The organism is Gordonia terrae (assembly GCF_001698225.1).
GTDB classification, from domain to species: domain Bacteria; phylum Actinomycetota; class Actinomycetes; order Mycobacteriales; family Mycobacteriaceae; genus Gordonia; species Gordonia terrae.
In genome coordinates this window covers 5156251-5179017 of sequence record NZ_CP016594.1, presented here as the reverse complement: position 1 = coordinate 5179017, position 22767 = coordinate 5156251, and the positions used below count along the sequence as shown (strand labels likewise).

Annotated in this window: 19 protein-coding genes; 12 read left to right on the top strand and 7 right to left on the bottom strand. The window is 68.0% G+C overall.

What is annotated here, in order from left to right; translation table 11 throughout:
• The first annotated feature begins 80 nt into the window (after positions 1-80).
• From BCM27_RS22930 to BCM27_RS22920, 3 genes are all read left to right on the top strand, one after another.
• On the top strand, positions 81-1646 hold the full coding sequence (locus tag BCM27_RS22930; RefSeq protein ID WP_051987182.1) for an SLC13 family permease: 1566 nt from the start codon (positions 81-83) through the stop codon (positions 1644-1646).
• Positions 1647-1735: 89 nt separating this feature from the next.
• Complete coding sequence (locus BCM27_RS22925) at positions 1736-2953, top strand: glycerate kinase family protein (RefSeq protein WP_004023730.1); 1218 nt, start codon at positions 1736-1738, stop codon at positions 2951-2953.
• 140 nt (positions 2954-3093) lie between these two features.
• Positions 3094-3843 (top strand): LppU/SCO3897 family protein, encoded by a 750-nt coding sequence (locus tag BCM27_RS22920; protein WP_239450630.1) that lies wholly within the window; start codon positions 3094-3096, stop codon positions 3841-3843.
• 147 nt (positions 3844-3990) lie between these two features.
• Here the strand turns inward: BCM27_RS22920 and BCM27_RS22915 are convergent, their stop codons facing one another.
• The gene (locus tag BCM27_RS22915) at positions 3991-5826 is read right to left on the bottom strand and encodes an acyl-CoA dehydrogenase (RefSeq protein WP_004023727.1); all 1836 of its coding nucleotides are present in this window, start codon (positions 5824-5826) and stop codon (positions 3991-3993) included.
• Positions 5827-6106: 280 nt separating this feature from the next.
• Between BCM27_RS22915 and BCM27_RS22910 the strand changes: the two genes are divergently transcribed.
• A complete protein-coding gene (locus BCM27_RS22910) occupies positions 6107-6613 on the top strand; it encodes an Rv2253 family sensor-like surface protein (RefSeq protein ID WP_004023726.1) in 507 nt (168 codons plus the stop codon).
• 9 nt (positions 6614-6622) lie between these two features.
• Here BCM27_RS22910 and BCM27_RS22905 read toward each other — a convergent pair whose 3' ends face one another.
• Both BCM27_RS22905 and BCM27_RS22900 read right to left on the bottom strand, forming a co-directional pair.
• Positions 6623-7393: a deoxyribonuclease IV gene (locus tag BCM27_RS22905; RefSeq protein WP_004023725.1), complete on the bottom strand. Its 771-nt coding sequence runs from the start codon at positions 7391-7393 to the stop codon at positions 6623-6625.
• Positions 7394-7509: 116 nt separating this feature from the next.
• A complete protein-coding gene (locus BCM27_RS22900) occupies positions 7510-7725 on the bottom strand; it encodes a hypothetical protein (RefSeq protein WP_004023724.1) in 216 nt (71 codons plus the stop codon).
• Positions 7726-7959: 234 nt separating this feature from the next.
• On the opposite strand from BCM27_RS22900, the gene BCM27_RS22895 reads away from it, so the two are divergent.
• The 3 genes from BCM27_RS22895 (at position 7960) to BCM27_RS22885 (ending at position 10455) form a co-directional block, all read left to right on the top strand.
• Positions 7960-9243, top strand: a complete 1284-nt coding sequence (locus tag BCM27_RS22895; RefSeq protein WP_052369254.1) for a phosphatase PAP2 family protein — start codon at positions 7960-7962, stop codon at positions 9241-9243.
• An 18-nt stretch (positions 9244-9261) separates the two neighbouring features.
• Entirely contained in the window at positions 9262-9699 is a 438-nt protein-coding gene (locus BCM27_RS22890; protein WP_004023722.1) for a hypothetical protein, read from the top strand.
• 102 nt (positions 9700-9801) lie between these two features.
• Positions 9802-10455, top strand: a complete 654-nt coding sequence (locus BCM27_RS22885; protein ID WP_004023721.1) for a DUF305 domain-containing protein — start codon at positions 9802-9804, stop codon at positions 10453-10455.
• 82 nt (positions 10456-10537) lie between these two features.
• On the opposite strand, the gene BCM27_RS22880 is transcribed toward BCM27_RS22885, so the two are convergent.
• Positions 10538-11608, bottom strand: a complete 1071-nt coding sequence (locus BCM27_RS22880) for a DUF4185 domain-containing protein (protein ID WP_004023720.1) — start codon at positions 11606-11608, stop codon at positions 10538-10540.
• A gap of 78 nt (positions 11609-11686) precedes the next feature.
• On the bottom strand, positions 11687-12580 hold the full coding sequence (locus BCM27_RS22875; protein ID WP_004023719.1) for an acyl-CoA thioesterase domain-containing protein: 894 nt from the start codon (positions 12578-12580) through the stop codon (positions 11687-11689).
• Positions 12581-12688: 108 nt separating this feature from the next.
• Between BCM27_RS22875 and BCM27_RS22870 the strand changes: the two genes are divergently transcribed.
• Together BCM27_RS22870 and BCM27_RS22865 are read left to right on the top strand one after the other, a co-directional pair.
• Entirely contained in the window at positions 12689-13276 is a 588-nt protein-coding gene (locus BCM27_RS22870) for an HdeD family acid-resistance protein (RefSeq protein ID WP_004023718.1), read from the top strand.
• 408 nt (positions 13277-13684) lie between these two features.
• A complete protein-coding gene (locus tag BCM27_RS22865) occupies positions 13685-14902 on the top strand; it encodes an IS110 family RNA-guided transposase (RefSeq protein ID WP_068884424.1) in 1218 nt (405 codons plus the stop codon).
• A 158-nt stretch (positions 14903-15060) separates the two neighbouring features.
• On the opposite strand, the gene BCM27_RS22860 is transcribed toward BCM27_RS22865, so the two are convergent.
• The gene (locus BCM27_RS22860) at positions 15061-18927 is read right to left on the bottom strand and encodes a Pls/PosA family non-ribosomal peptide synthetase (protein ID WP_033205178.1); all 3867 of its coding nucleotides are present in this window, start codon (positions 18925-18927) and stop codon (positions 15061-15063) included.
• A gap of 157 nt (positions 18928-19084) precedes the next feature.
• Here BCM27_RS22860 and BCM27_RS22855 point away from each other — a divergent pair, with 157 nt between their 5' ends.
• The 3 genes from BCM27_RS22855 to BCM27_RS22845 all read left to right on the top strand — a co-directional run bounded on the left by BCM27_RS22855 (position 19085) and on the right by BCM27_RS22845 (position 20805).
• A complete protein-coding gene (locus BCM27_RS22855) occupies positions 19085-20059 on the top strand; it encodes an alpha/beta hydrolase (protein ID WP_004019785.1) in 975 nt (324 codons plus the stop codon).
• Positions 20060-20063: 4 nt separating this feature from the next.
• Entirely contained in the window at positions 20064-20450 is a 387-nt protein-coding gene (locus tag BCM27_RS22850; RefSeq protein ID WP_004019784.1) for a YidH family protein, read from the top strand.
• 73 nt (positions 20451-20523) lie between these two features.
• Entirely contained in the window at positions 20524-20805 is a 282-nt protein-coding gene (locus tag BCM27_RS22845) for a hypothetical protein (protein WP_033205231.1), read from the top strand.
• 36 nt (positions 20806-20841) lie between these two features.
• Here the strand turns inward: BCM27_RS22845 and BCM27_RS22840 are convergent, their stop codons facing one another.
• Positions 20842-22758 carry an ABC transporter ATP-binding protein gene (locus BCM27_RS22840; RefSeq protein WP_033205180.1) on the bottom strand — a complete coding sequence of 639 codons (1917 nt, stop codon included), beginning with the start codon at positions 22756-22758 and terminating at the stop codon, positions 20842-20844.
• Between the last annotated feature and the right edge of the window lie 9 nt (positions 22759-22767).

Genomic DNA, 22767 nt, shown 5'->3' with positions numbered 1-22767 from the left:
TTGTTCGTGACCTGTTCACGTGAAAGAACTTTCATGCGCGTCTCATGGAGGCGTCACACCCACGCTCCATTGTTGTCGCCATGAACGTTCCGCACGCGATCGACCGAGACCCGGGACACCCGGGACACGCGGTGACGATGTACGCGACGCGACCGCCTGCGCATCCTGTCGTGTCCCCGCCACCCCGACGCGGTGTCCGGGACGTCGACGGCGGGGTGCTGACGCCCTGGGCGGCAGCAGGTCTCGCCGTGGTGGTGGCCGCCGGCGCGTTCGTCGGCCACGCCGGCTGGTCGGGAGAGCTGTCGTTCGACGCCGTCGTGACGCTGCTCGTCTTCCTGATCGCGGTGTGGGCGTGGATCTTCTCGCCCCTCGATGACACCTACGTCGCCCTGGGCGGTGGCATCGCACTGGTGGTCTTCGGGATCATCGACGCCGACACCTTTGCGGGAACTCTTGGCTCGGGAGTGATCTGGCTTCTGATCGGGGCCTTCGTGATCGCGGCTGCGGTCACGGCGTCGGGACTGTCGGCCCGGGTGTCTGCGCGGGTCGTTCGCCTGGCCCGGACACCACGTCAGCTGGTGCACCTCATCACCGCTGCGCTCCTGCTGACCACCTTCGCAGTCCCGGCGACGTCCGGGCGTGCGGCTCTGGCACTCCCGATCTTCCTCGCTCTGGCCGCGGTCCTGCGTGATCGGCCGCGACTCGTGCTGTGTCTTGCACTGGTCTTCCCGTTCGTCATCCTGTTCTCGGCGGTCGGATCACTCCTGGGTGCCGGCGCGCACCTCATCACTGCTGAGATCGTCTCGGCGGCAACAGGAACGGGCATCGGATTCCTACAGTGGGCGGTACTGGGCGTGCCGCTGGCCGTCGTGTGGTCGCACCTCGCGGCGGAGTCGGCGCTGTGGCTGATGACCGACCACGGCGAGCGGACTCGTCCGCTGTCCGTGCCGCCGAACGCATTCGAGACGACCGGGATGGCGACCTCCGGTCCGTTCACGTCCGCACAACGCCGCGTGTCGGTCGTCCTCGGGCTCGTGGTGGTGCTCTGGTGTTCGGAACCGCTGCACGGCGTCGACCCGGCGATCGTCGCGGTTCTCGGCGCGCTGGCCGCGTCCGCCCCGGCGGTCGGCGCGACTACGCTCGGTGCGGCGCTGAAGACCATTCCGTGGACGCTCCTGCTGTTCATGGCGGCCACGCTCGCCCTCGGGATGGCACTCAACTCCAGTGGCGCCGCGCAATGGCTGGCGGATCGGGCATTCGGTTCCATCGCCGAGACCGGCCCGGCTGCTGCGATGGTGTTCGTCGTCGTATCGGCTGTTGTCTCGCTGCTCGCACACCTCGTGATCCAATCCCGTTCTGCCCGTTCCGCGGTGCTGGTCCCGATCATCGTGGTGACCGCGCCGGTCGTCGGGGTGGACCCGGTTGCCGCAGCCTTCCTTTCCACCGCGGCCGCCGGATTCTGCATCACCCTCACGAGTTCGGCGAAACCGGTCGCCATGTTCGCCGCGAGCGCCGACGTACCGGGTTATCAACCGCGCCATCTGCTCACGATGTCGGCATTGCTCGCACCGGTGTCGCTGGTGGTGCTCCTCATCTTCGCGTGCTGGGTCTGGCCCTACCTCGGCCTGCCCCTGCTCTCGTCCTGACCGTCGCGCCGCGACTGTCCCGACAGTGCCTGGGGCACCTGTCCCGCCCCATCGTCAAGACCTCGTCCGATCGATCAACAGGAGTGCCGATGTCCGTCCGAGTTCCGCAACGAATCCTGGTCGCCCCGAGTGGTTTCAAGGAGAGCCTCGACGCCGTGTCGGTGGCCGGTGCCATCGCCGCGGGGGTCCGGCGCACGCTCCCCGGGGTGCGGGTCGACATCGCGCCCATCGCCGACGGCGGCGAGGGAACGGCGCGCATCCTGGCCGCCGCGGGCAACGGGCGGCTCCACGAGCTGACCGTCTGCGGCCCCACCGGCGATCCCGTGAAGTCGCACTGGGCCGAGGTGGGCGTCGGCCGGAATCGCATCGGTGTCGTCGAGATGGCCGCCGCCGCGGGACTGGCGCTCGTCCCGGCGGGTCAGCGGGATCCGGGTGCGACCACCACCTTCGGTGTCGGACAGTTGATCGCCGCCGCGCTCGATGCGGGTGTGTCGGCGATCCTCGTCGGCTGCGGCGATTCGGGCACGTGCGACGGCGGTGCCGGGGCGCTCCAGGCCCTCGGCGCGCGCGTTCTGGATGATGCCGGGCACGAGATCGGCCGCGGTGGTGGTGAACTCGCACGCGCGGCGTCGCTGGATCTGACCGGTCTGCATCCCCGCCTCCGTGAGACCGAGATGGTGATCGCGGGCAATCCGCACAACGTCCTCACGGGGCCGAACGGTGTCGCGCGAGTCTTCGGACCGCAGAAGGGGGCGACGCCCGTACAGGTGGACGAGCTGGCGGCTGCGCTCGACGTCTGGGCGGATGTCCTGCAGCGGGACGGGTTGCCCGACATCGACTATCGCCACGGGCCCGGTTCCGGCGCCTCGGGCGGCCTCGGTGCGGGACTCGCCGCGATCGGCGGAATCCTGCGATCACGGTTCGACGCCCTGCTCGATTCCGGCCTGTCGGGTATCGACCTCGATCATCGGATCGGCAAGGCCGACCTCGTGATCACGGCCGAGGGTTCCATCGACTTCCAGACCCCGCACGGGAAGGTGCCCGCTGAGGTGGCCCGCCGCGCGCAGCTTCGAGGCGTTCCGGTGGTCGCGCTGGCCGGGTCTCTCGGTCACGGCGCACCGTCGGTCCACGATGTCGGGATCGGGGCGATCGCATCGATCATCGCGGTACCCATGGCGCTGTCGGAGGCCGTCGCCAACGGCGAACAACTTCTCGCCGACGCCGCCGAGCGCACGATGCGGATGATCCTCCTCGGCGCCGCGGTCTCGGCCCGCGCAGGACATCGGAAGCGCAAGAAGGCGGTCTGACCGGTTTGCAAACCCACCACTTTTCGGTGTATCCACCCCCTTCAGAAGGGGTGGATGTGCCGAAAAGTGGTGGACGTGCGGTTCGGTTGCCGAATGCCGGTGCGCTGGACGTTTCAATGCTCACCGGTAGTCTTCGCGGCGTGACGAACTCGCCATATCAACCGGGGGACCCTCGATTCGGGCCACACCCACAGCCCGGGCAGTATCCACCGCAGGGCGGGTACCCGCCACCGAATCAGCACTACGGTGCTCCGCCACCGAACCAGGTGCCCTATGGCACGCCGCCGCCCTATCAGGGTGGCCCGATGCCGGGTGGGATGTACCCGCCCGGCCCGCCGTTCCCGCCGCCGCCGAAGAAGAAGCGCACCGGGTTGTGGGTCGCGCTGGGCGTCGTGGGCGTACTGCTGCTCATCGTGATCGCCGGCGGCGTGGCGAGGGTGTTGCTGTCCGCGTCGCAGGGTGGTGGGATCACGGACGTCAGTGACGTCGAGGCGGGCGAGTGCATCGTCGTGACCGCGGAACCGGACACGCTCAAGGCCAAGGAAGTGTCGTGCGGCGACACCGACTTCCACTATGTCGTCGCGGAGAAGTCCATCACGCAGGGACTGTGCGGCGCCAACTACTCGCGCTACTGGGTGGCGGGCCAGGATGGTGCCCTGTGCCTTGCGCCGGTGTACCAGGAGGGGCGTTGCTACTACCTGCCGGCCGCGACCACCGGCACTGCCCTCGCCGAGATCCGTGAGATCGAATGCGGTGCACCGGTTTCCGGCGGAACCAACATCCGCGTCGACACCAAGGCTTCGGGTGAGCCCGAGTGCCCCGACGCAGATGGCAGCTATTTCGCGGACAAGCCGCGGCCGGTCGGTTACTGCTTCAGCGTCATCGAGTGATCTGCGCCGAGTCCACATGGACGAGAACTCCCACCGGCGGATTCGCCGGTGGAAGTTCTCTTTTGTTCGTGAAGTAGCTCAGAAGGCCGCTTCGTCGAGCTCCATGATGTCCCTCGGCGGGCGGCCTTCCGTCTGACTCCTTTTGCCTCAGAAGGCCGCTTCGTCGAGCTCCATGATGTCGTTGTCGATGTTCTCGACGGTCACGCGGACCGCGGTGAGGAGCGGCAGCATGTTCTTCGCGAAGAAGCTCGCCACGGCGACCTTGCCCTCGTAGAAGGACTTGTCGGCGTCGGAGGCCCCGTTGTCGAGGGCCGCGAGAGCCACCTCGGACTGGCGGAGGAGCAGCCAGCCGATGAGTAGGTCGCCGACCGCCATCAGGAAGCGGACCGAACCGAGTCCGACCTTGTACAGCTCGGCCGAGTTCTCCTGTGCCGCCATCAGATCGTTGGTCAGCGAGGCTGCCATCGCCTGCACGTCGTCGAGTGCGGTCTTCAGCAGTGCCCGCTCGGTCTTCAGCCGGCCGTTGCCCGCCTCGGAGTCGATGAAGGTCTGGATCTGTCCGGCGACGTGTGCGAGGGCCTGGCCCTTGTCGCGGATGATCTTGCGGAAGAAGAAGTCCTGGGCCTGGATGGCCGTGGTGCCCTCGTAGAGCGAGTCGATCTTCGAGTCACGGATGTACTGCTCGATCGGGTAGTCCTGGAGGAAGCCCGAACCGCCCAGCGTCTGCAGCGACTCGTGACCGAGGGTGCCGTAGGCGCGCTCGGAGCCGACGCCCTTGACGATCGGGAGCAGCAGATCGTTGACGCGGTGGGCCATCTCGGGGTCGGCGCCGGAGACGATCTTCGCGGCGGCGGTGTCCTGATGCGACGCGGTGTAGAGGTAGATCGCGCGCAGACCCTCGGCGTAGGCCTTCTGGGTCATCAGCGAACGACGCACGTCGGGATGATGGGTGATCGACACGCGCGGTGCGGCCTTGTCGGTCATCTGCGTCATGTCCGCACCCTGGATGCGCTCCTTGGCGTACTCGAGCGCGTTCAGGTAGCCGGTCGACAGAGTCGAGATGGCCTTGGTGCCCACCATCATTCGCGCGTGCTCGATGACCTCGAACATCTGCGCGATACCCTTGTGGACGTCGCCGACGAGCCAGCCCTTGGCCGGGGTGCCGTGCTGACCGAAGGTGACCTCACAGGTGGCCGACGCCTTGATGCCCATCTTGTGCTCGACGTTGGTGACGTAGACGCCGTTGCGCTCGCCGAGTTCGCCGGTCTCGAAGTCGAAGTGGAACTTGGGCACGAAGAACAGCGACAGGCCCTTGGTGCCCGGCCCGGCGCCCTCGGGGCGGGCGAGCACGAGGTGGAAGATGTTCTCGGTCATGTCCTGATCGGCCGAGGTGATGAACCGCTTCACGCCGTCGATGTGCCAGGAGCCGTCCTCCTGCTCCACGGCCTTGGTGCGTCCGGCGCCCACGTCGGAGCCGGCGTCGGGCTCGGTCAGCACCATGGTGGCGCCCCAGCCGCGCTCGGAACAGATGGCGGCCCACTTCTTCTGCTCATCGGTGCCGTTGTTGTAGAAGATGTTGGCGAAGCCGGCGCCGGCGGCGTACATGAACACGGGCGGGTTCGCGCCGAGGATCATCTCGCCGATCGCCCAGTACAGCGACCGGGGAGCGGGGAGTCCGCCCAGTTCCTCGGCGATGCCGATCTTGTCCCAGCCGCCCTCGACCAGGGCGTTGTAGGACTTCTTGAAGGACTCGGGGATCGTGACGCTGTGCTCGTCGGGATCGAAGACCGGGGGATTGCGATCGGCGTCGACGAAGGACTCGGCAATCGGACCCTCGGCCAGCGCGCGGACCTCGCGCAGCATGTCGACGGCGGTCTCGCGGTCGAGGTCACCGAAGTCGCCGGACTCCAGTACCTTGTCGAGCTCGAACAGTTCGAAGAGGTTGAACTGCAGGTCGCGCATGTTGCTCTTGTAATGGCCCATGGTGGTTCCTTGTCTGGTGTGGCCGTCTGCGTTGGCATCCTCGACCCGGTCCGATCGCCCACGGGTGTGCGCGTACCGGCCGGGTGAGGGGCCTGGTCGGTCCGAGCTATGTTACTCGCCGGTAACCATAGAATAGCCCCATCTTCTCGCCGGATCAATCGGAAGATGTGTGATCTGCGCCCGCGGGTACGACGACGAGAATCGCCCAACGCCGACGCGCCGCCCGGATCTGCGCTGCAATGGGTGAATGCGCAGATCTCCCATCGCCGGACGCCGAAATATGGTGGTCGTTCCGGCGAGCATCGTGACCGTGATCCTCGCCCTGGCCGCCGGGTTGCTGGTGAGCGTCGCTTCCGCCGACGCGGCGCCCAAGCCGACCTGGGACGGCGTGTACTCGCTCAAGCGGTTCGCGGCTTCCAAGACCGGGACCAGCCTGGCGGCACGCCAACGCGAGCCCGACTTCTCCGACGACTACACCTTCGACACCGATTGTGTGCGCAGCCGATGCGTCGCGACCGTCGTCGGCGGACCCAAGCCGGCCAATCCGACGCTGCCGCAACCACCGCGATACACCTGGCAGAACGGTTCCTGGGTGCATCGCTACAGCTGGCAGTGGGATTGCTGGCAGGGGGTCGGCGTGCCCAAGGTGTGGCGTCCGGCGCGGTCGGTCGCGACCTACAAGCCGCAGAGCGACGGATCCCTGAAGGGCGTGTGGCGGACCACGATCTACGGCGGGCCCTGCCGGGGGACGGTCGTCATGAACGTCGCCGCCTACCCGGTCCGGTGACGTGACGAACTACAGCGACTCGCGCAGATAGGCGAGGTCGTCGGGAATGCCGTCGCCCGGGGTCTCCAGGATGACCGGCGCGCCCGCCGCCTCGGCGACCGCGACGAGGACCTCGGGGTCGATGTGGCCCGACGCGAGGTTGGCGTGCCGGTCGCGGCCGGAGTCGAACTCGTCGCGAGAGTTGTTGAGATGCACCAGATCGATCCGGCCGGTGATCTGGCGGACCCGCTCGACGAGCCCGACGAGGTCTTCGCCGCCCGCCCAGGCGTGGCACGTGTCGAGACAGAAGCCCGCCTGATCGAAGTCGCCGACGGCCTCCCACAGCCGGTCGATGGACTCCAGCGTGCGCGCCATCGCGTGGTCGCCGCCTGCGGTGTTCTCGATCAGGATCGGGACGCCGAAGCCGCCTTTGTCGATCTGGCGGTCGAAGAGCTTGCGCCAGTTGGCGAAACCCTCGGCGCTGTCCTCGCCGTCACGCAGATGGCCGCCGTGGACCACGAGTCCGAAGGCACCCAGCTCGGCGGCAGCGGCCGCCTGCTGTTCGACGGCCTTGCGCGACGGCATCCGCAACCGGTTGTTCAGGCTCGCGACGTTGATCTGGTAGCTGGAGTGCACGACGACGTCGATGTCGGACTCACGGAACTCCGCCGCCCGAGGGTTGGGCTGCGGCTTCTTCCAGCTCTGAGGGTCTGTGACGAACATCTGGAAGACGTCGATCCCGAGTTCGGCGGCCGTGGCCAGTGGGTCGGCGTCCTCGCGAAGATGTGCTCCGATGCGCATGCGACAACGATAGTTGCCCTCACCGACGGGCCGACGCCCCCGTCGACGCCGATACGCGGACACACCCGAGGAGGGGCGACGTACGTCCGGCCGCGTCTCGACCCCGGACCCGTGCGTCACTCACCCAGGCACGGCTCGGTCTCGATGGTGATCGGCACCCCGGGGGCGATGAGGAGCCGACAGGGTGCCGCGCTGTCGTGATAGAGGTTCAGCCACTCGTGTCCGCGGGTTCCGTCGGCGTAGACCGCGTCGAGGGTGCGGTTCAGGCGGGCCTCCGCCTCCTTGTTGATGATGTAGCGCTGGTCGCCGTAGCGCAGGTAGCGATTGGGCACCGAGACCTCCTTCAGGGGATCGACGCCTCCAGTGTGATCCACAACACCCCGCCGGGCGAGGCGTCCGAGAAAACCGCCGAAGGCGCGGGTCGGGTGCGTGCCGCCTCGCCGAAAGCGCTCGAATCCGACATGCCTGGCCGTCGGGGTGGCTCGCCAACGGGAGATGGCCATTACACTGACGGCAGGTTAAGTGGGTGGTTGCCCTGCGGGGTGTGACAGGCGGGGTTGTGTCGGGTGAGTGTCGACGAGTCGGTGGGCGTCCCGCAGCCGGGCAGATCTTCCAAGCGCGATGAGCGCGAGAGTGCCGAGACGACCACCGCCACATCGGATTCCTCGGTGGACACCGAACGCGACGACGTCGACGGCGACGACACCGGCCCGGCGGGAGTGTCCCCGGTCCTCGACGATCTGGCCGCCGCGGCCGAGATGGAGGCCGACCCGGAGAGCCGTCGTGATCTGACGATGGTCCGACGCATCGCGATCGGCGCCTGGATCGTGCTGATGGCGGTGCACGTCGCGCTCTACGGCCTGGCCTTCGACCGCACGCGCCTGATCGTCCTGATGTGCCTGGGACTCGCGGCCGCCTGCATCGGCCGGCGCAAGTTCATCACGATCCTCATCGACTGGGCGCCGTTCGCGCTGATCCTGATCCTCTACGACTGGACGCGCGACGTCGCGCGCATCGTCGACATGCCCACCCACTGGCATCTGGCGATCGACTTCGACGCCTGGCTGACCGGTGGGGTCAATCCCACCGCGTGGCTGCAGGAGCACCTCAAGCAGGCGAGCCCGCCCTGGTGGGAGGTCATCGTCAGCGTCGTCTACATGTCGTACTTCATCATTCCGTACGCCGTCGCGGCGGTGTTGTGGCTGAAGGATCGGGCCGCGTGGCGTCGCTACGCGGCATGCTTCGTGGCGACGACGTTCCTCGCCCTCGTCGGGTACACGCTCGTCCCGGGCGCGCCGCCGTGGGCCGCCGCGCGTTGCACCGCCGCCGAGGTCCAGGACTTCCCACGCGACCCCATCTGCATGTACTCGCCCGAGGCGAAGGAACCGGGCGGGCTGCTCGGCCCGCTCGACAACGAGTACCCCGACGCCAATCCGTACGTCGAACGGATCTCCGCGCGCGGTTGGGGCTTCCTCAACATCCACGCGGCGTCGAACCTGGTCGAGGTCGGGCAGGGCAAGTCCAACCTGGTGGCCGCGATCCCGTCGCTGCATGCCGGTCTGACGATGCTCCTCGCGCTCTTCATGTGGCCACGCGTGAAGGCATTGGGCAAAACACTGTTCATGGGCTATGCGCTCGCGATGGCGTTCGCCCTGGTGTACACGGCCGAGCACTACATCTTCGACATCGTGCTCGGGTGGGCGCTGGCCGCGGCGGTGGTGGCGACCTATCAGATCATCGACCGCAAGATACTGATCCCACGTCAACGCCGGCGAGCCGCCGAGGAGGCGGCCGAATCGGGGGACGACCCCGTTCCCGATGACGCCAGGGCGTCGACGTCGGCATCGTGACCTCGTAACCTGGCCACCGTGAGTCGTCGCCGAGAAACCGGTCGCGGCGCCGAGGTCCGGCGCCGCGGGTTCATCCTCGCGCTCGCAGTCGCCGTGATGCTGATGCACACGGTGGTGTCGGGCCATCCCGGCGCCGGGAGCGAAGCGAGCGAGCCGGGACGATCTGACCGCGGTATGTCCCACCACGCGGACCATTCGGCGTTCACCTCGTCGTCGACGATGACCGCCGCACCCGAGATGACCGGGACCGACGACTGCGGCGAACACTCCCATGACTGCGTCTTCATCCGCGCCTCGGGTGTCGACCTCCCGGCCGTGGTGCTCGTGTTGCTCGTCTGGTCGCTCGCCGTTCTGCCACGAATCTCCGACACCGCGCGACGACGTACGACGGTCCTGGGCCGACCGCCGCCGTGGGCCGTGTATTCCCATCTGCAACTACAGGTGATTCGCTGCTGAGGTGACCCCCGCGGACCGCTCGGTCCGTCATGCCGTCATCTCTTCTCACCCTGGCCGGCCGTCGCGCCCGCCGGGTGTTCAACAAGCAGCAAGGAACTCACTATGCACGCACACAACACCTCTCGACGCCGAATCCGCGCGGTAGCAGCAATCGGCCTGACCGCGGCGGGACTCATCGCGATCGCCGGTTGTTCGCCCGACGAATCGCCGAGTGACACTCCGTCCGCGTCCACCTCGGTGTCGGAGTCGGCCACGGCGTCCGCGTCGGCGTCGGCTGCCCACAACGAGGCCGACGTCGAATTCACCTCCACGATGATCGGACATCACCGGCAGGCCGTCGCGATGGCCGAACTCGTCGAGGGCCGTACCGACAATGCGGAGCTGATCGCCCTCGCATCGACGATCGAGAAGGCGCAGGATGCCGAGATCGAGCAGATGGAGGACCGGCTCGAGAGTTGGGGCGTCGGTAAAGACGATCCCGACGACAGCCACGAGAACATGGGGCATGGCGGTCACTCCGCGATGCCCGGCATGCTCAGCCCGGACCAGATGACCGCCCTGCGGGACGCGCGCGGCACGGAGTTCGACCGGTTGTGGCTCGAGGGCATGATCCGACACCACGAGGGCGCCATCGCGATGGCCGATGCGGTACTCGCCGACGGCGTCGACCCGGCGACGAAAGCTCTTGCCCAGGAGGTCAAGAGGACTCAGCAGGCCGAGATCGATCAGATGAAGGGCATGCTCGGCCAGAGCTGATCGTCCCGGGAGACGGCGTCGGGGCGGTCGCATCCGGAAACGGACGTCGGCCGCCCCGACGCGTCGGTGGCAGGGATCGAGATCAACCGCGGCGCAGCGGGAGCCGCATCAGATAGACCTGGTACCCGATCGAGATCGAGTAGGTGAAGTAGAGCGTGCTGCCCTTCGACCACGGATGGATGTAGGGCGCGTACCCCGTGTACGGGTCCACCGAGGGTGCGACGATCTCGCCGGAAGTCCATGGGCCCCAGGGGTTGTCGGCGGTCCGCAGAGTGACGCCGACGTCCTGGCTGGCCAATGAGATGTACTTGCCGAGGTAGTCGTTCCACTGCACCGACAGTTCACCGGTCGGCGCGCCCATCACCGGGGTGGCGGCATCGGGGTTGCCCGGAACCCACCGGCCGTAGGAGAAGTACTGCCACTTGCCGAGATTCTCGATGTCCTTCTCGTCCACGCGCGCGAGATAGACGCCGCCCCAGCGTCCGTCGGGGGTGCCGTAGTAGTAGACGGTCTTGCCGACCTTGAGGAAGGCGCCCATCTGGAACTTCTTGTTGCCGCCGCCGTTGGGGCGGAAGGCGTTCACCGCTCGCCAGTTCTCGCCGTTGTCCGAGGAGGAGACGAGGCCGGCCCAGTTGGTGGTCCAGATGCCCGGCGAGTCCCAGCGTTTCACCGACATCACGGTCATGTACTGCTTGCCGTTGGCGGCCACGCCGGCGGTCGGGATGATGGTGACCTCGCGCCGGACGTTCGGCTTCAGCAACCGCTTGGCATGTCCGGGGCGGCCCGCGTGTGAGGTGAATGTCATGCCGTCGTTGAGATGCCGGTCGGTGCTCCGGAGCAGGACGTTCGACCGCCAGTAGAAGAGCTCGCCGTACAGCAGGGACCATCCGTTGAACGACTGGGTGTCGCCGAAGGCCGTGAGGATCTCGCCCCGTCCGTTGTCCCACATGACACCGAGATCGGTGCCGACGATGTTGAACCGTCCGATCGTGTCGTTCATGGCGAACGGGCCGGTCAGCCGGTTGACGATGGTCGCCGGGCCGTTGGCGTAGCGGGCGGCGTGAGCGGGTGAGGCGGCCAGGGTGGTCGTCAAGGCAACAGCCAGTACAGAGACGACAAGACCCAGGAAAAGCCGTGAGAGGCGCCGTGTCATGGCCGTGACCTTATCAAGACCTGAGAGAGATGTGTGAGGTGCACTACGGTGCTTTGCACGGCTAAATGTCGTGTGGCCTCAGGCTTCCCGATAGCGCTCCGAGGTGTCCACGGTGGTGAAGTCGATCTGCGCCGCGGCGTTGTTCACCGCGGTCACCAGCGCGGTCCCGAACATCCCATGCGCGTCGAAGAGGCCCGCGTTGCTGACCGAGACGCCGTCGTCCTCGATGTGGACGTCGGCCTCGACGCCGATCCGCTCACCCGACGGCAGCCGGCTCAGGGCAACGGTGAGGTCGCAGTTGATGAAGCCGATGCCGGTGGTGCCCCAGTTCGACACGAGGCTCGCGGACTCGGCGCTGATGACCGCACGCTGGAACGGGGTGAGTTTCTCACCCGCCACGATGGGTGCGGCGCGAGACCACATCCGTTTGCGATGGCCGTTCTGGTGATTCGCCATGTCCCGCTCCCACTCGCCGACGGTGTCGTCCGCGGCGTCGGAGGCGAACCGGGGCGACAGATCGTCGTCGGAGGCGATCTCCGGCGGATGGAAGGTGACCGCGTCCGCGGGGCGATGCCACCGCCGGCCGGGGGGATTGGTCGAGGTGCGCAGGAACACCGTCGTGGCGCGGGCGACGACCACCTCGTCGGCGTCGTCGGGATGCTGCACCACATCGACGTCGAGGACTCGGATGCGGCCGCCGGATCGGACGACGCGGACTCGCGTCGACGTCACGATGTCCCGCGCGGCCTTGAACAGATCGATCGTGCATCGGGCCGGTACGAACTCGTCCCCGCCTGACTCGTGACGGCCGAACTCGGCCTCGACTGCTCGCGCGGCGAGGCCGCACACCGCGGGGCCGTTCAGGGTCCCGGGTGCCCACAGGCTGGCGGCGAAGGTGGTCGGCCGGTACCGGATTCCCTCGTCGGGCCGGCCGTCTGCGCTGATCGGCTCGAAGAACGCGATGTTGGTCATCGTTACTCTTTACCCCCTGTTCATCCGAGGCCGACGACGACGGTCGGGTTTGTGCCACTCCTGCGCGAATAGCGCGCCGGATCCTCCACTGCCCGATAACCTCCGACCATGACTTTCGCCACGGTCTACACCAAACACTTCCCCGACGAACTGGTCGGTGCCGTGCGCACGGCACTCATCATCACGTCGATCGTCGGCATCGTGATCGGGGTCATCGCGATCCTGTGGCCCGGACCGACCATCGTCGTTCTCGCTGTCCTGTTCGCGATCTCGTTGATCATCGCCGGCATCTTCCGTATCTACCAGGCGTTCGCGGCGTCGTTCCTCGGCACCGGGGTCCGGGTGATGCTGGGCATCGTGGGCGCAATCGTGCTGCTCGCCGGGGTGATCGCGCTGTTCAGCCCGGGCGACGCGGTCTGGCTGCTCGCGGTGTTCATCGGCATCGGCTGGATCTTCCAGGGCGTCGCCGACCTGTACGCGGCGATCACCAGATCCGGTCACGCCCCCACCTGGTTCTCGATCGTCTCGGGCATCATCGCGATCATCGCGGGCATCGTGATGATGGTGCTGCCCGCCTTCTCGCTCGAGGTGCTCGCCTGGGTCGGCGGCATCATGCTCGTCGCACTGTCGATCGCCACACTGCTCACGCTGCCGAAGAAGGTCGAGCAGCCGGTCGCCGGCGAGCCGACGGTCTGAGCTCGAACAACGAACGAACACTCTCAAGGGTCCACATCTCTGCTCCCTGAGATGCGAGCGAAGCGAGCCACGAATCTGCTCCCTGAGGTGCGAGCGAAGCGAGCCACGAAGGGTCTGGCGAGGTGTCTCACCAGGCCCTAATGGGGGTGGATCGGCTTCCTGTTAGAGGGGATGCTGGTCGTGTGAGCCTTCCCGGTCGGTGACCACTGCCAGGCCCTGAAACGGTGTCGGATTTCTACACGAAGACCGTGGCCCGGCCGGGCGAGGATCACCCGCTGGAACGCTTCTGGGATGTCGTGCCCCCTTGAACGTGTGGGTGAGCACTGATCCATTAGGCCGCGTCAGGGTGATCACCCAAAGGTTCACACCAGATCGTCGAGACGACCGAAGACGAGGTGAACGAGTGTCATGATCTTTGTGGGCAACGACTGGGCATCAGATCATCACGATGTGTGCGTGATGGATGAACACGGCACCACCCTGGCCACCCGCCGAATACCCGAGAACGCGGCCGGCGCCACCACCATGCATGAACTGATCGCCCGGTATGCCCAAGAGCCTGGCGAGGTAGTGATCGGGATCGAAACCGATCACGGCATGTGGGTCACCGCCCTGGTCGCCGCGGGCTATCAGGTGTACGCGATCAACCCGTTGTCGGTATCGCGGTACCGCGACCGCCACCATGTCGGGGGCACCAAATCCGATAAGGCTGACGCGAAAACGCTGGCTGATCTGGTGCGTACCGACCGGCACAACCATCGGCTCGTCGCCGCCGATACCGTCGCCGCGGACGCGATCACGGTGATGGCCCGCACGCACCAGAACCTGGTGTGGGCGCGTTCAGCGCAACAGAATGTGTTGCGCTCCCAACTGGGCGCCTACTACCCGGCCGCGGTCGATGCCTTCGGCGGCGACCTCGCCCACAAAGACTGTCTGGCGGTGTTGCGTCGCGCTCCCACCCCACGACAGGGTGCGGCACTATCGGTCGCGGCGATCCGCTCGGCCCTGAAAAAGGGTGGCCGACAACGCAATACCGATACCCGTGCCCGCGACATCCAGCACGCCCTACGCGGTGGCGGCCATCTGGGCGCACCCGAGGCACTCACCGCCGCCTACGCGGCGACCGTGACAGCGACCGTGGAAATGCTGGCCGCTCTCAACACCCAGATCATCCAACTGGAAACCACTATGGCCCAGTCTTTTAGAGCGCATCCGGACGCCGAGATCTACCTGTCCATGCCCGGAGTCGGTGACATCACCGGCGCCCGGATGCTCGGCGAGTTCGGGGATGACCCCGAACGCTATGCCACCGCCAAGTCTCGCAGAAACTATGCCGGCACCTCACCACGCACCATCGCCTCAGGCAAAGGGCACGTCGTGTTGGCCCGCCACATCCGCAACACCCGACTCAACGCCGCCGCACTGTGCATGGCGCAAAGCGCTCTGACCGGTAGCCCCGGCGCCCGCGTCTACTACGACAGCCTCCGCGATCAGAAGAAGTCCCACACCCAAGCACTACGCGCGGTCGCCAACCGGCTCATCGGCATCCTCCACGGCTGCCTCACCCACCGCACCCCCTACAACGAACACACCGCATGGAACCACCGCACACACCTCGCCGCTTGACACCTTGGACCCCTGGGATGTCTTCGTGGCTCGTCGCCATCGCTCCTCGCACCTGAGGGAGCAGTGGGTCAGCCGGCGCCGGCGCTCCTCGCACCTCAGGGAGCAGTGGGTGTGTGTGGTTCTTTCGGAGCAGGAACTAGTTATGTGGTTCTTTCGGATCAGCGGGGCCAGGGAGCGATGGGATTTCCCTGCCAGCGGGTGTGAGCCGGGACCACATCTCCGCGCATGACCAGCGACGCCGGCCCGACGGTCGCCGAGTCGCCGAGTCCGGATGCGGGCAGCGCGACGCAGTGCGGGCCGAGGGTCGCCCCGGCCCCGAGCGTGACGCGGTCGATGGCCATCACACGGTCGTGGAACAGATGCGTCTGGACCACGCAGCCGCGTTGCACGGTCGCGCCGTCGCCGAGCGTGACCAGGTCGGCTTCGGGGAGCCAGTAGGTCTCGCACCAGACGCCCCGGCCGATCTTGGCACCGAGCATCCGCAGCCACAGGTTGAGGATCGGCGTGCCGGTCGCGGCGTTGGCGAACCAGGGGGCCGCAACGGTCTCGACGAACGCGTCGGACAGTTCGTTGCGCCAGACGAACGAACTCCACAGCGGGTGCTCGCTCACTGTGATGCGGCCGACGACCAGCCATTTGGCCGCGGCGGCGGTGATGCAGGCGATCGCGCCGACGACGAGCAGGAGCAGGCCGCTCACCAGGGCCGCGACCCCGTAGTGCACGTGTACCGCGACGTACTGCAGCGCGAGCAGCAGCCCGACGCCCAGCCCGAACGACACCATGACGGGCACCAGGCGCAGCGTCTCGATGAGTGAGCGGGCGATCTTCAGGGTGGCCGGCGGGTCGAAGGTGCGCGAGGTGTCGATCTGGGCCGCGGTCCGGCGCAGGCGCACCGGCGGGCTGCCGAGCCAGCTCGACCCCGATTTCGCCCGATCGGGCGTTGCCGACAACACCGCCACCAGCCCGTTCTTGGGGACCTTGCGGCCGGGACCGGTCATACCGGAGTTGCCGAGGAAGGACCTCTTGCCGATCTTCGCCTCGTCGATGTGCAGCCAGCCGCCGCCGAGTTCGTACGACGCGACCATCGTGTCGTCGGCGAGGAACGCGCCGTCGCCGATGGTGGTGAACCGGGGGAGCACGAGCGCGGTGGAGATCTCGGTCCCCACACCGACCTTCGCGCCGAGGACGCGGAACCAGGTCGGGGTCAGCAGACTCGCGTACAGCGGGAACAGGTACGTGCGCGCGGCGTCGAGGAGGCGCTCGGTGATCCAGACCTGCCAGCCGACACGCGAACGAACCGGGTGGTACCCGGTGTGCAGGCCGATCGCGGCGAGCCGGACCAGGCCCGCGGTGATCGCCGCGAACACGAAGAGGCTCGTGATCGTCGCTGCGGGAAGCAGGATCAGCGCGCGAATCCCGGCGTCGCGCAACCGGTCCGCGGTCAGTGCCCAGGCCCCGATCACCGCCAGGCCGGATGCGAGGGAGATGAGCGGGATCGCGGCCAGCCCGAGCGACGACAGCCCGTAGATCGGTACCCACCAGGTCGCCCGCGGGGGCCGGTGGTCGGGCCACGGATGCTCGGCCTTCCCGATCTTGACCGCAGGGGAACCGGCCCAGTGCTGGCGGGCCTTGACCCGGCCGAACACCGCTGATCCGGGGGCGACGACGGCATCGCGTCCGACGACCGCGCCCGGGGTGAGCGTCGACCGAGCGCCGATCGACGCGCCGCGTTTGATGGCGATCTCCCCGATGTGGACATCGTCGCCGTCGATCCACCAGCCGGATATGTCGACCTCGGGTTCGACGGACGCGCCGTCGCCGACCGTGAGCAATCCGGTCACCGGCGGGATGGTGTGCAGGTCGACGCCGCGCCCGATCGTCGCTCCGAGAGCCCGCGCGAGATAGATCATCCACGGTGCCCCGGACAGGTTGGCGGCGCCGCTGGCGTCGAGGAGTCGCTCGGCGACCCACAACCGCACGTGGACACTGCCGCCGCGCGGGTACACGCCCGGCGAGACGCCGGCGAGGAGCACTCGGGCGCCGAGAGCCGCGATGCACATGCGTCCGGGCGGGGTGATGAAGATCAGGAACGCCGCCAGCAGGACCCACCAGTTGATCTCGACCAGCCACTCGACGGTGCGGTCCATCCGCTCGGCGGCGAGCACCGCGAGGTTGTTGACCACGCCGAGCCAGGTGGCCCACTGCAGTCCGGTGAGCGTCGTCAGCGGGACGGTCAGCGCGAGCTGTGCCAGCCCGGCCGAGCGCGGGGTCGGTGCGATGTGGCGTTCGTCGATGCTCGTCGTCGGGCGGCGGGCGTCGAGCATCTCGGCCATCGACCCCAGGCGCGGATGGTCGTAGAGGTCGGCGACCGAGATGTCGGGATATCGTTCGCGCACTGCGGTGACGAGCTGCGCCGCGGCCAGCGAGCCGCCGCCCTCGGCGAAGAAGTCGACGTCCGGGCTGGAGACGGTCATCCCGAGGACATCGGTCCACAGTTGCGCCAGCCAGAGCTCGGTCTCGCTCAGTTCGACGTCGTCATCCACTGGTCTGCTGCTGCCCGGCAGGGGCCAGGGCAGCGCATCACGATCAACCTTCCCCGAAGTGCGCGTGGGCAGTTCGTCGACAAGGGCAAGGGTGGGCACCATCGCGGCGGGCAGTTGGCGGCGCAACTCGGCGTGCGCGTCGGCGACGTCGAAGCCGGGATCGGCCGACACGAGGTAGCCGACGAGCAGGCTGTTGCCCGCCGCGGACTTGCGAACGGCGGCCGCGGCGCCGCTCACCCCGGGCAGGTTCTGCAGTGCATTGTCGATCTCGCCGAGCTCGATACGCCGGCCGCCGACCTTGACCTGGTCGTCGGCGCGGCCCATGAACAGCAGGCCTGCGTTGTCCAGGCGCACCAGATCGCCACTGCGATAAGCACGTTCCCAGCCGAGTGTCGGCATCGGAGCGTACTTCTCCGCATCCTTTGCGGGATCGAGATACCGGGCCAGGCCGACGCCGCCGATCACCAGTTCACCGACCTCGCCCTCGGCCACCGGTTGGCCCTGGGCGTCGACGACGGCGAGATCCCAACCGCGCAAGGGCAATCCGATGCGTACCGGACCGCCGCCGCCCAGTGGTGCGGCGCAGGCGACGACCGTCGCCTCGGTCGGGCCGTAGGTGTTCCAGACCTCGCGGCCCGGGACGGCCAGCCGGTCGGCGAGCTCGGGCGGGCAGGCCTCGCCGCCGAAGATCAACAGCCGCACCGCTTCCAGGGCCTCCGGCGGCCACAGTGAGGCCAGCGTGGGCACTGTCGACACGACGGTGATGTCCCGTGCCACCAGCCACGGTCCGAGGTCCATGCCGCTGCGAACCAGCGAGCGCGGTGCGGGCACCAGGCAGGCGCCGTTGCGCCACGCGAGCCACATCTCCTCACACGACGCGTCGAACGCGACCGACAGCCCGGCCAGGACCCGGTCGTGTGGGCCGATGGGGGCATCCGGGAGGAACATGGCCGCCTCGGCGTCGACGAAGGCCGCGGCGTTGCGATGGGTGACCGCGACGCCCTTGGGCTTTCCGGTGGACCCGGACGTGAAGATGATCCATGCGTCGTCGTCGGGCGTGGGGCGGGCGGGGGGTTCCGCGGGCGTCGACGTCGCTGTGGTCGACCGCGGTCCGTCGGCGTCGACGATGGCGTCGACACCGGCCTCGCCGAAGACGAGTTCGGCGCGTTCGTCCGGGTCGTCGGCGTCGACCGGCACGTACGCGGCGCCCGCGTAGAGGGTCGCCAGGATCGCGACATAGAGGTCTCGCGAGCCCGAGGGCATCCGGATCCCGACCCGGCTGCCCCGCCCGACGCCGACCTCGCCGAGGCGCGTGACGGTACGACGGACCACGGCCAGCAACTGGCCGTAGGTGAGGGTCATCTCACCGTCGTCGATGGCCGCCGCGTCCGGGTGCGCCCGCGCGGTGGCGGTGAGTACATCGCAGAGGGTGCGAGGGGGGGCTGCCTGCGCAGACAACAGGAACTGGGGAGGGATCGGCACCTAAACGGCACCTGCCGGGCACATCCGCGATCTGGTCACGAGTCCGAGAATATAGCCGACCAAGGTGACCGAACGACCTCGACACAGTGAACGGCGACCCCGACGAACGTACTGAAACGGACGGCCACGGGGTGTAGCTTCGGGCCAGGAGGATCTGATGCCCATCGTTCACCACCGTCGCCCGAGCCTTCGGTCTTTCCCCATGTGGTTCGGCGCACGAGTGTTCCTCAAGCCGGCGCTGGCGTTGTGGCCGGTCAACACGCCGGGGCTGGCGGGCCTGTTCCTCATCGACCGGATCATGGCGGTCGGACCCAAGCCCCGCGGCGTGGTCCGCGAACAGCTTGTCCTGGCCGGTCGGCCGGCCGAGCTGATCATGCCGGTCGGACCCTCACGCCGGGACAGCGACACAGCCATGCTCTATCTGCACGGTGGTGCGTTCGTGGTCTGCGGACTCGGTACGCATCGATCGATCGCGGCGCGGATGGCGCGAGCATGCGAGGTGCCGGTCTTCTCGCTGGAGTACCGCCAACTACCGAAGGCGGGGGTCGGGACCTCCGTCGTCGACGCCGTCGACGCATATGCCGAACTGATCAACGAGCGGGGCTTCCGCCGTGTCATCGTCGCGGGCGACTCGGCCGGGGGGTTCTTGGCGGCGAAGGTCGTCGAGGCGGCCGTCACGCGCGGGTTGCCGACGCCGGCGGCGCTGATCGGGTTCTCGCCGCTGCTCGACATGGATCTCGGCGTTCACCCGGACCGGTCCAGCCGATCCGACGCCTATCTGCCCAAGTCCAAGATGGCCCGGCTGGCGCCCCAGTTCGACAAGGGGCCCGTCGAGCTCACCGGGGTCCGGCGCATCGCCGACGCCGACCTCACCTCGTTCCCGCCGACCGTGCTCGTCGCGGCCGAGGGGGAGATGCTCGAGCCCGACGTCATCGACCTCGTCGAGTCACTCGACGAGCTGGGCGTCACCGCGGTGGCGCACACTTACGCGTGGCAGGTACACGCCTTTCCGGTGTTGAGCGCCCACCACCCCGAGACCCTGGACGCGGTCGAGGTGACCGCGGCCTTCGCCACCGAAGCGATTCGAGAGGGCAAGAGCACTGACGAACGAACGGGTAAGCGGGCCGGCTGACGGTGTGAGTGCTCCGGCGGCGCCGGGCCCGTCGTACGACGACGACCTGGAGATCAGGCCGCCCGGCGCGGTGGACGCCCGGTTCACCCTGGCCGCCGAACGCACCCTGCTCGCGTGGGTCCGGACCGCCCTCGGCTTCATCGCGGCCGGGATCGCCGTCGTCTACCTGTCGCCCGACGAGGCCACCCCGCTCCTCGACATCGTGCTGGGCGTCCTCATGGTCGCGCTGGGCGCCTCGCTGGCGGTTCTCGGGGCCTGGCGATGGCGGCGGACGTCGCGGGCCCTGGTCACCGGCGGCGAGATGCCGGGGCCGCAGCAGGTCATGCTCGTGGTCGCTGCGATAGTGGTGGTGGCTGTCCTCGTCGCGGTCGTCATGGTGATCCAGTCCTGACCTGCGCCCACCACGACATCTTTTCCGCCGGGGCGGCCGAGCCAACAGTTGTCCCCGAATGCAGGAGATCATCGTGACCACCGGCCCCGACTTCTCGCGGAGCGCGCAGACGTTCTCGATGACACTGACCATCGTCGGCGCGACGATCCTCATCTTCTGCATCGGCTGGCTGACCGTCGGCTGGTGGCAGGAAGGCCGTTGGTTCTGGGTGGCCGTCGGGATCGCCGTGGTGGTCGTCAACATCGTGCTGATCGCCATGCAGCTCCGGCGCCGCCTCGGTGAGCGGGTCAAGGACACCGACGATCGTCCCCGGCGCCGCGGGCTGATCGACAACTTCGACGACCTCGACGACTGATCTCACCTCTGCCTCCCGAAGAAGCGTCTCGAAGGGTCACGCCGTCAGCGAATCCGAGTCCTCGGGGTCGTCGTCGGCGAACTGGGTGCGGTAGAGCTCGGCGTAGCGCCCGTTGCGGGCGAGGAGCGTCGGGTGATCACCGCGTTCGACGACGCGCCCACCCTCGAGCACGACGATCTCGTCGGCGGCCCGGATCGTCGAGAGCCGGTGGGCGATGACGATCGAGGTCCGTCCCTCGAGAGCCTCGCCGAGCGCCTCCTGAACCGCCGCCTCCGACGTCGAGTCGAGATGTGCGGTCGCCTCGTCCAGGATGACGACCGACGGCTGGGCCAGGAGCAGACGGGCGATCGTCATCCGTTGCCGCTCACCGCCGGACAGGCGATAGCCGCGTTCGCCGACGACCGTGTCGAGCCCCTCGGGCAGCGAGCCGACCAGGTCGTCCAGCCGAGCGCGACGGAGCGCGTCCCAGATCTGGTCGTCGGAGGTGTTCGGCTGCGCGAGAACGAGGTTGGCGCGGATGGTGTCGTGGAAGAGGTGGCCGTCCTGGGTGACGAGGCCGACTGTCCGGTGGACCGACGCGGTCTGCAACTTCCGGATGTCCACCCCGGCCAGCTCGATCGACCCCTCATCGACGTCGTAGAGGCGAGTCGCGAGACTCGCGATCGTCGACTTACCGGCACCCGAACTGCCCACCAGGGCAACCATGCTGCCGGCCGGGACATCCAGGTCGACGTGGTGCAGCACCGTCGTCCCGGCTCGGTTGTCCAGCTGGGCAACCTCTTCCAGTGAGGCCAGCGACACCTTGTCGGCCGCTGGATAGCCGAACGAGACGTCGTCGAACCGGACGGACACCGGTACGGGCCGCCCACTCTCGGTGCCGGGCACCGCTATCGCGTCCGGGGCGTCGGTGATGAGGGGCCGGAGATCGAGCACCTCGAAGACGCGCTCGAAACTGACCAGCGCACTCATGATCTCGACACGGGCATTCGCCAGGGCGGTCAGTGGCGCGTACATCCGGGTCAGCAGCAGTGCCAGTGAGACGACCGCGCCCGCGGACAGATGATCCTGCACCGCAAGCCATCCGCCGAGCCCATAGACCAGGGCGAGGGCGAGCGCCGAGACCAGCATCAGGGTCGTCATGAAATACGCCTGCAGCATCGACCGGCGCACGCCGATGTCGCGGACGCGGTCGGCGCGCTCGGCGAACTCGCGCGACTCGAGGTCGGGCCGCCCGAAGAGTTTCACCAGCGTGGCGCCGGGGGCGGAGAACCGCTCGGTCATCTGTGTCGACATCCGGGCGTTGTGCTCGGCGGCCTCGCGGGACAGCGCGGCCATTCGCCGGCCCATCCGCCGCGCCGGCACGACGAAGACCGGCAGCAGGATCAGCGCGAGCAGCGTGATCTGCCAGCTGATCGCGATCATCACGGCGAGGGTCAGGGTGAGCGTGACGATGTTGGAGACGACGCCCGACAGGGTGTCGCTGAATGCACGCTGAGCGCCGATGACGTCGTTGTTGAGCCTGCTCACCAGGGCTCCGGTGCGGGTGCGGGTGAAGAACGCGACCGGCATCTGTTGCACGTGGTCGAAGACGGCTCGACGCAGGTCCAGGATGAGACCCTCGCCGATGTTCGCCGACAGCCAGCGGACCCCGATCCCCGCGGCGGCCTCGGCGACGGCGATCAGCGCGATGGCGACCGCGAGTCCGACGATCATCGTCTCCGAGCCGCTCTCGGTGATCAGGTTGACGACCCGGCCGGCCAGCAGCGGGGTCACCACCGTCAGCACCGCGGTGAAGATCGACAGCACGAGGAACAGGGCGATACGACGCCGGTGGGGTCGGGCGAATTCGCCGATCCGGCGGAGGGTCACCCGGCGGTCGCCCCGCAACCGCTTGCTGTTGGGCTGGGTGGAGGACTTGTACATCATGTCCCACGCCACGGACTGCATGCTCATGCCAACCAC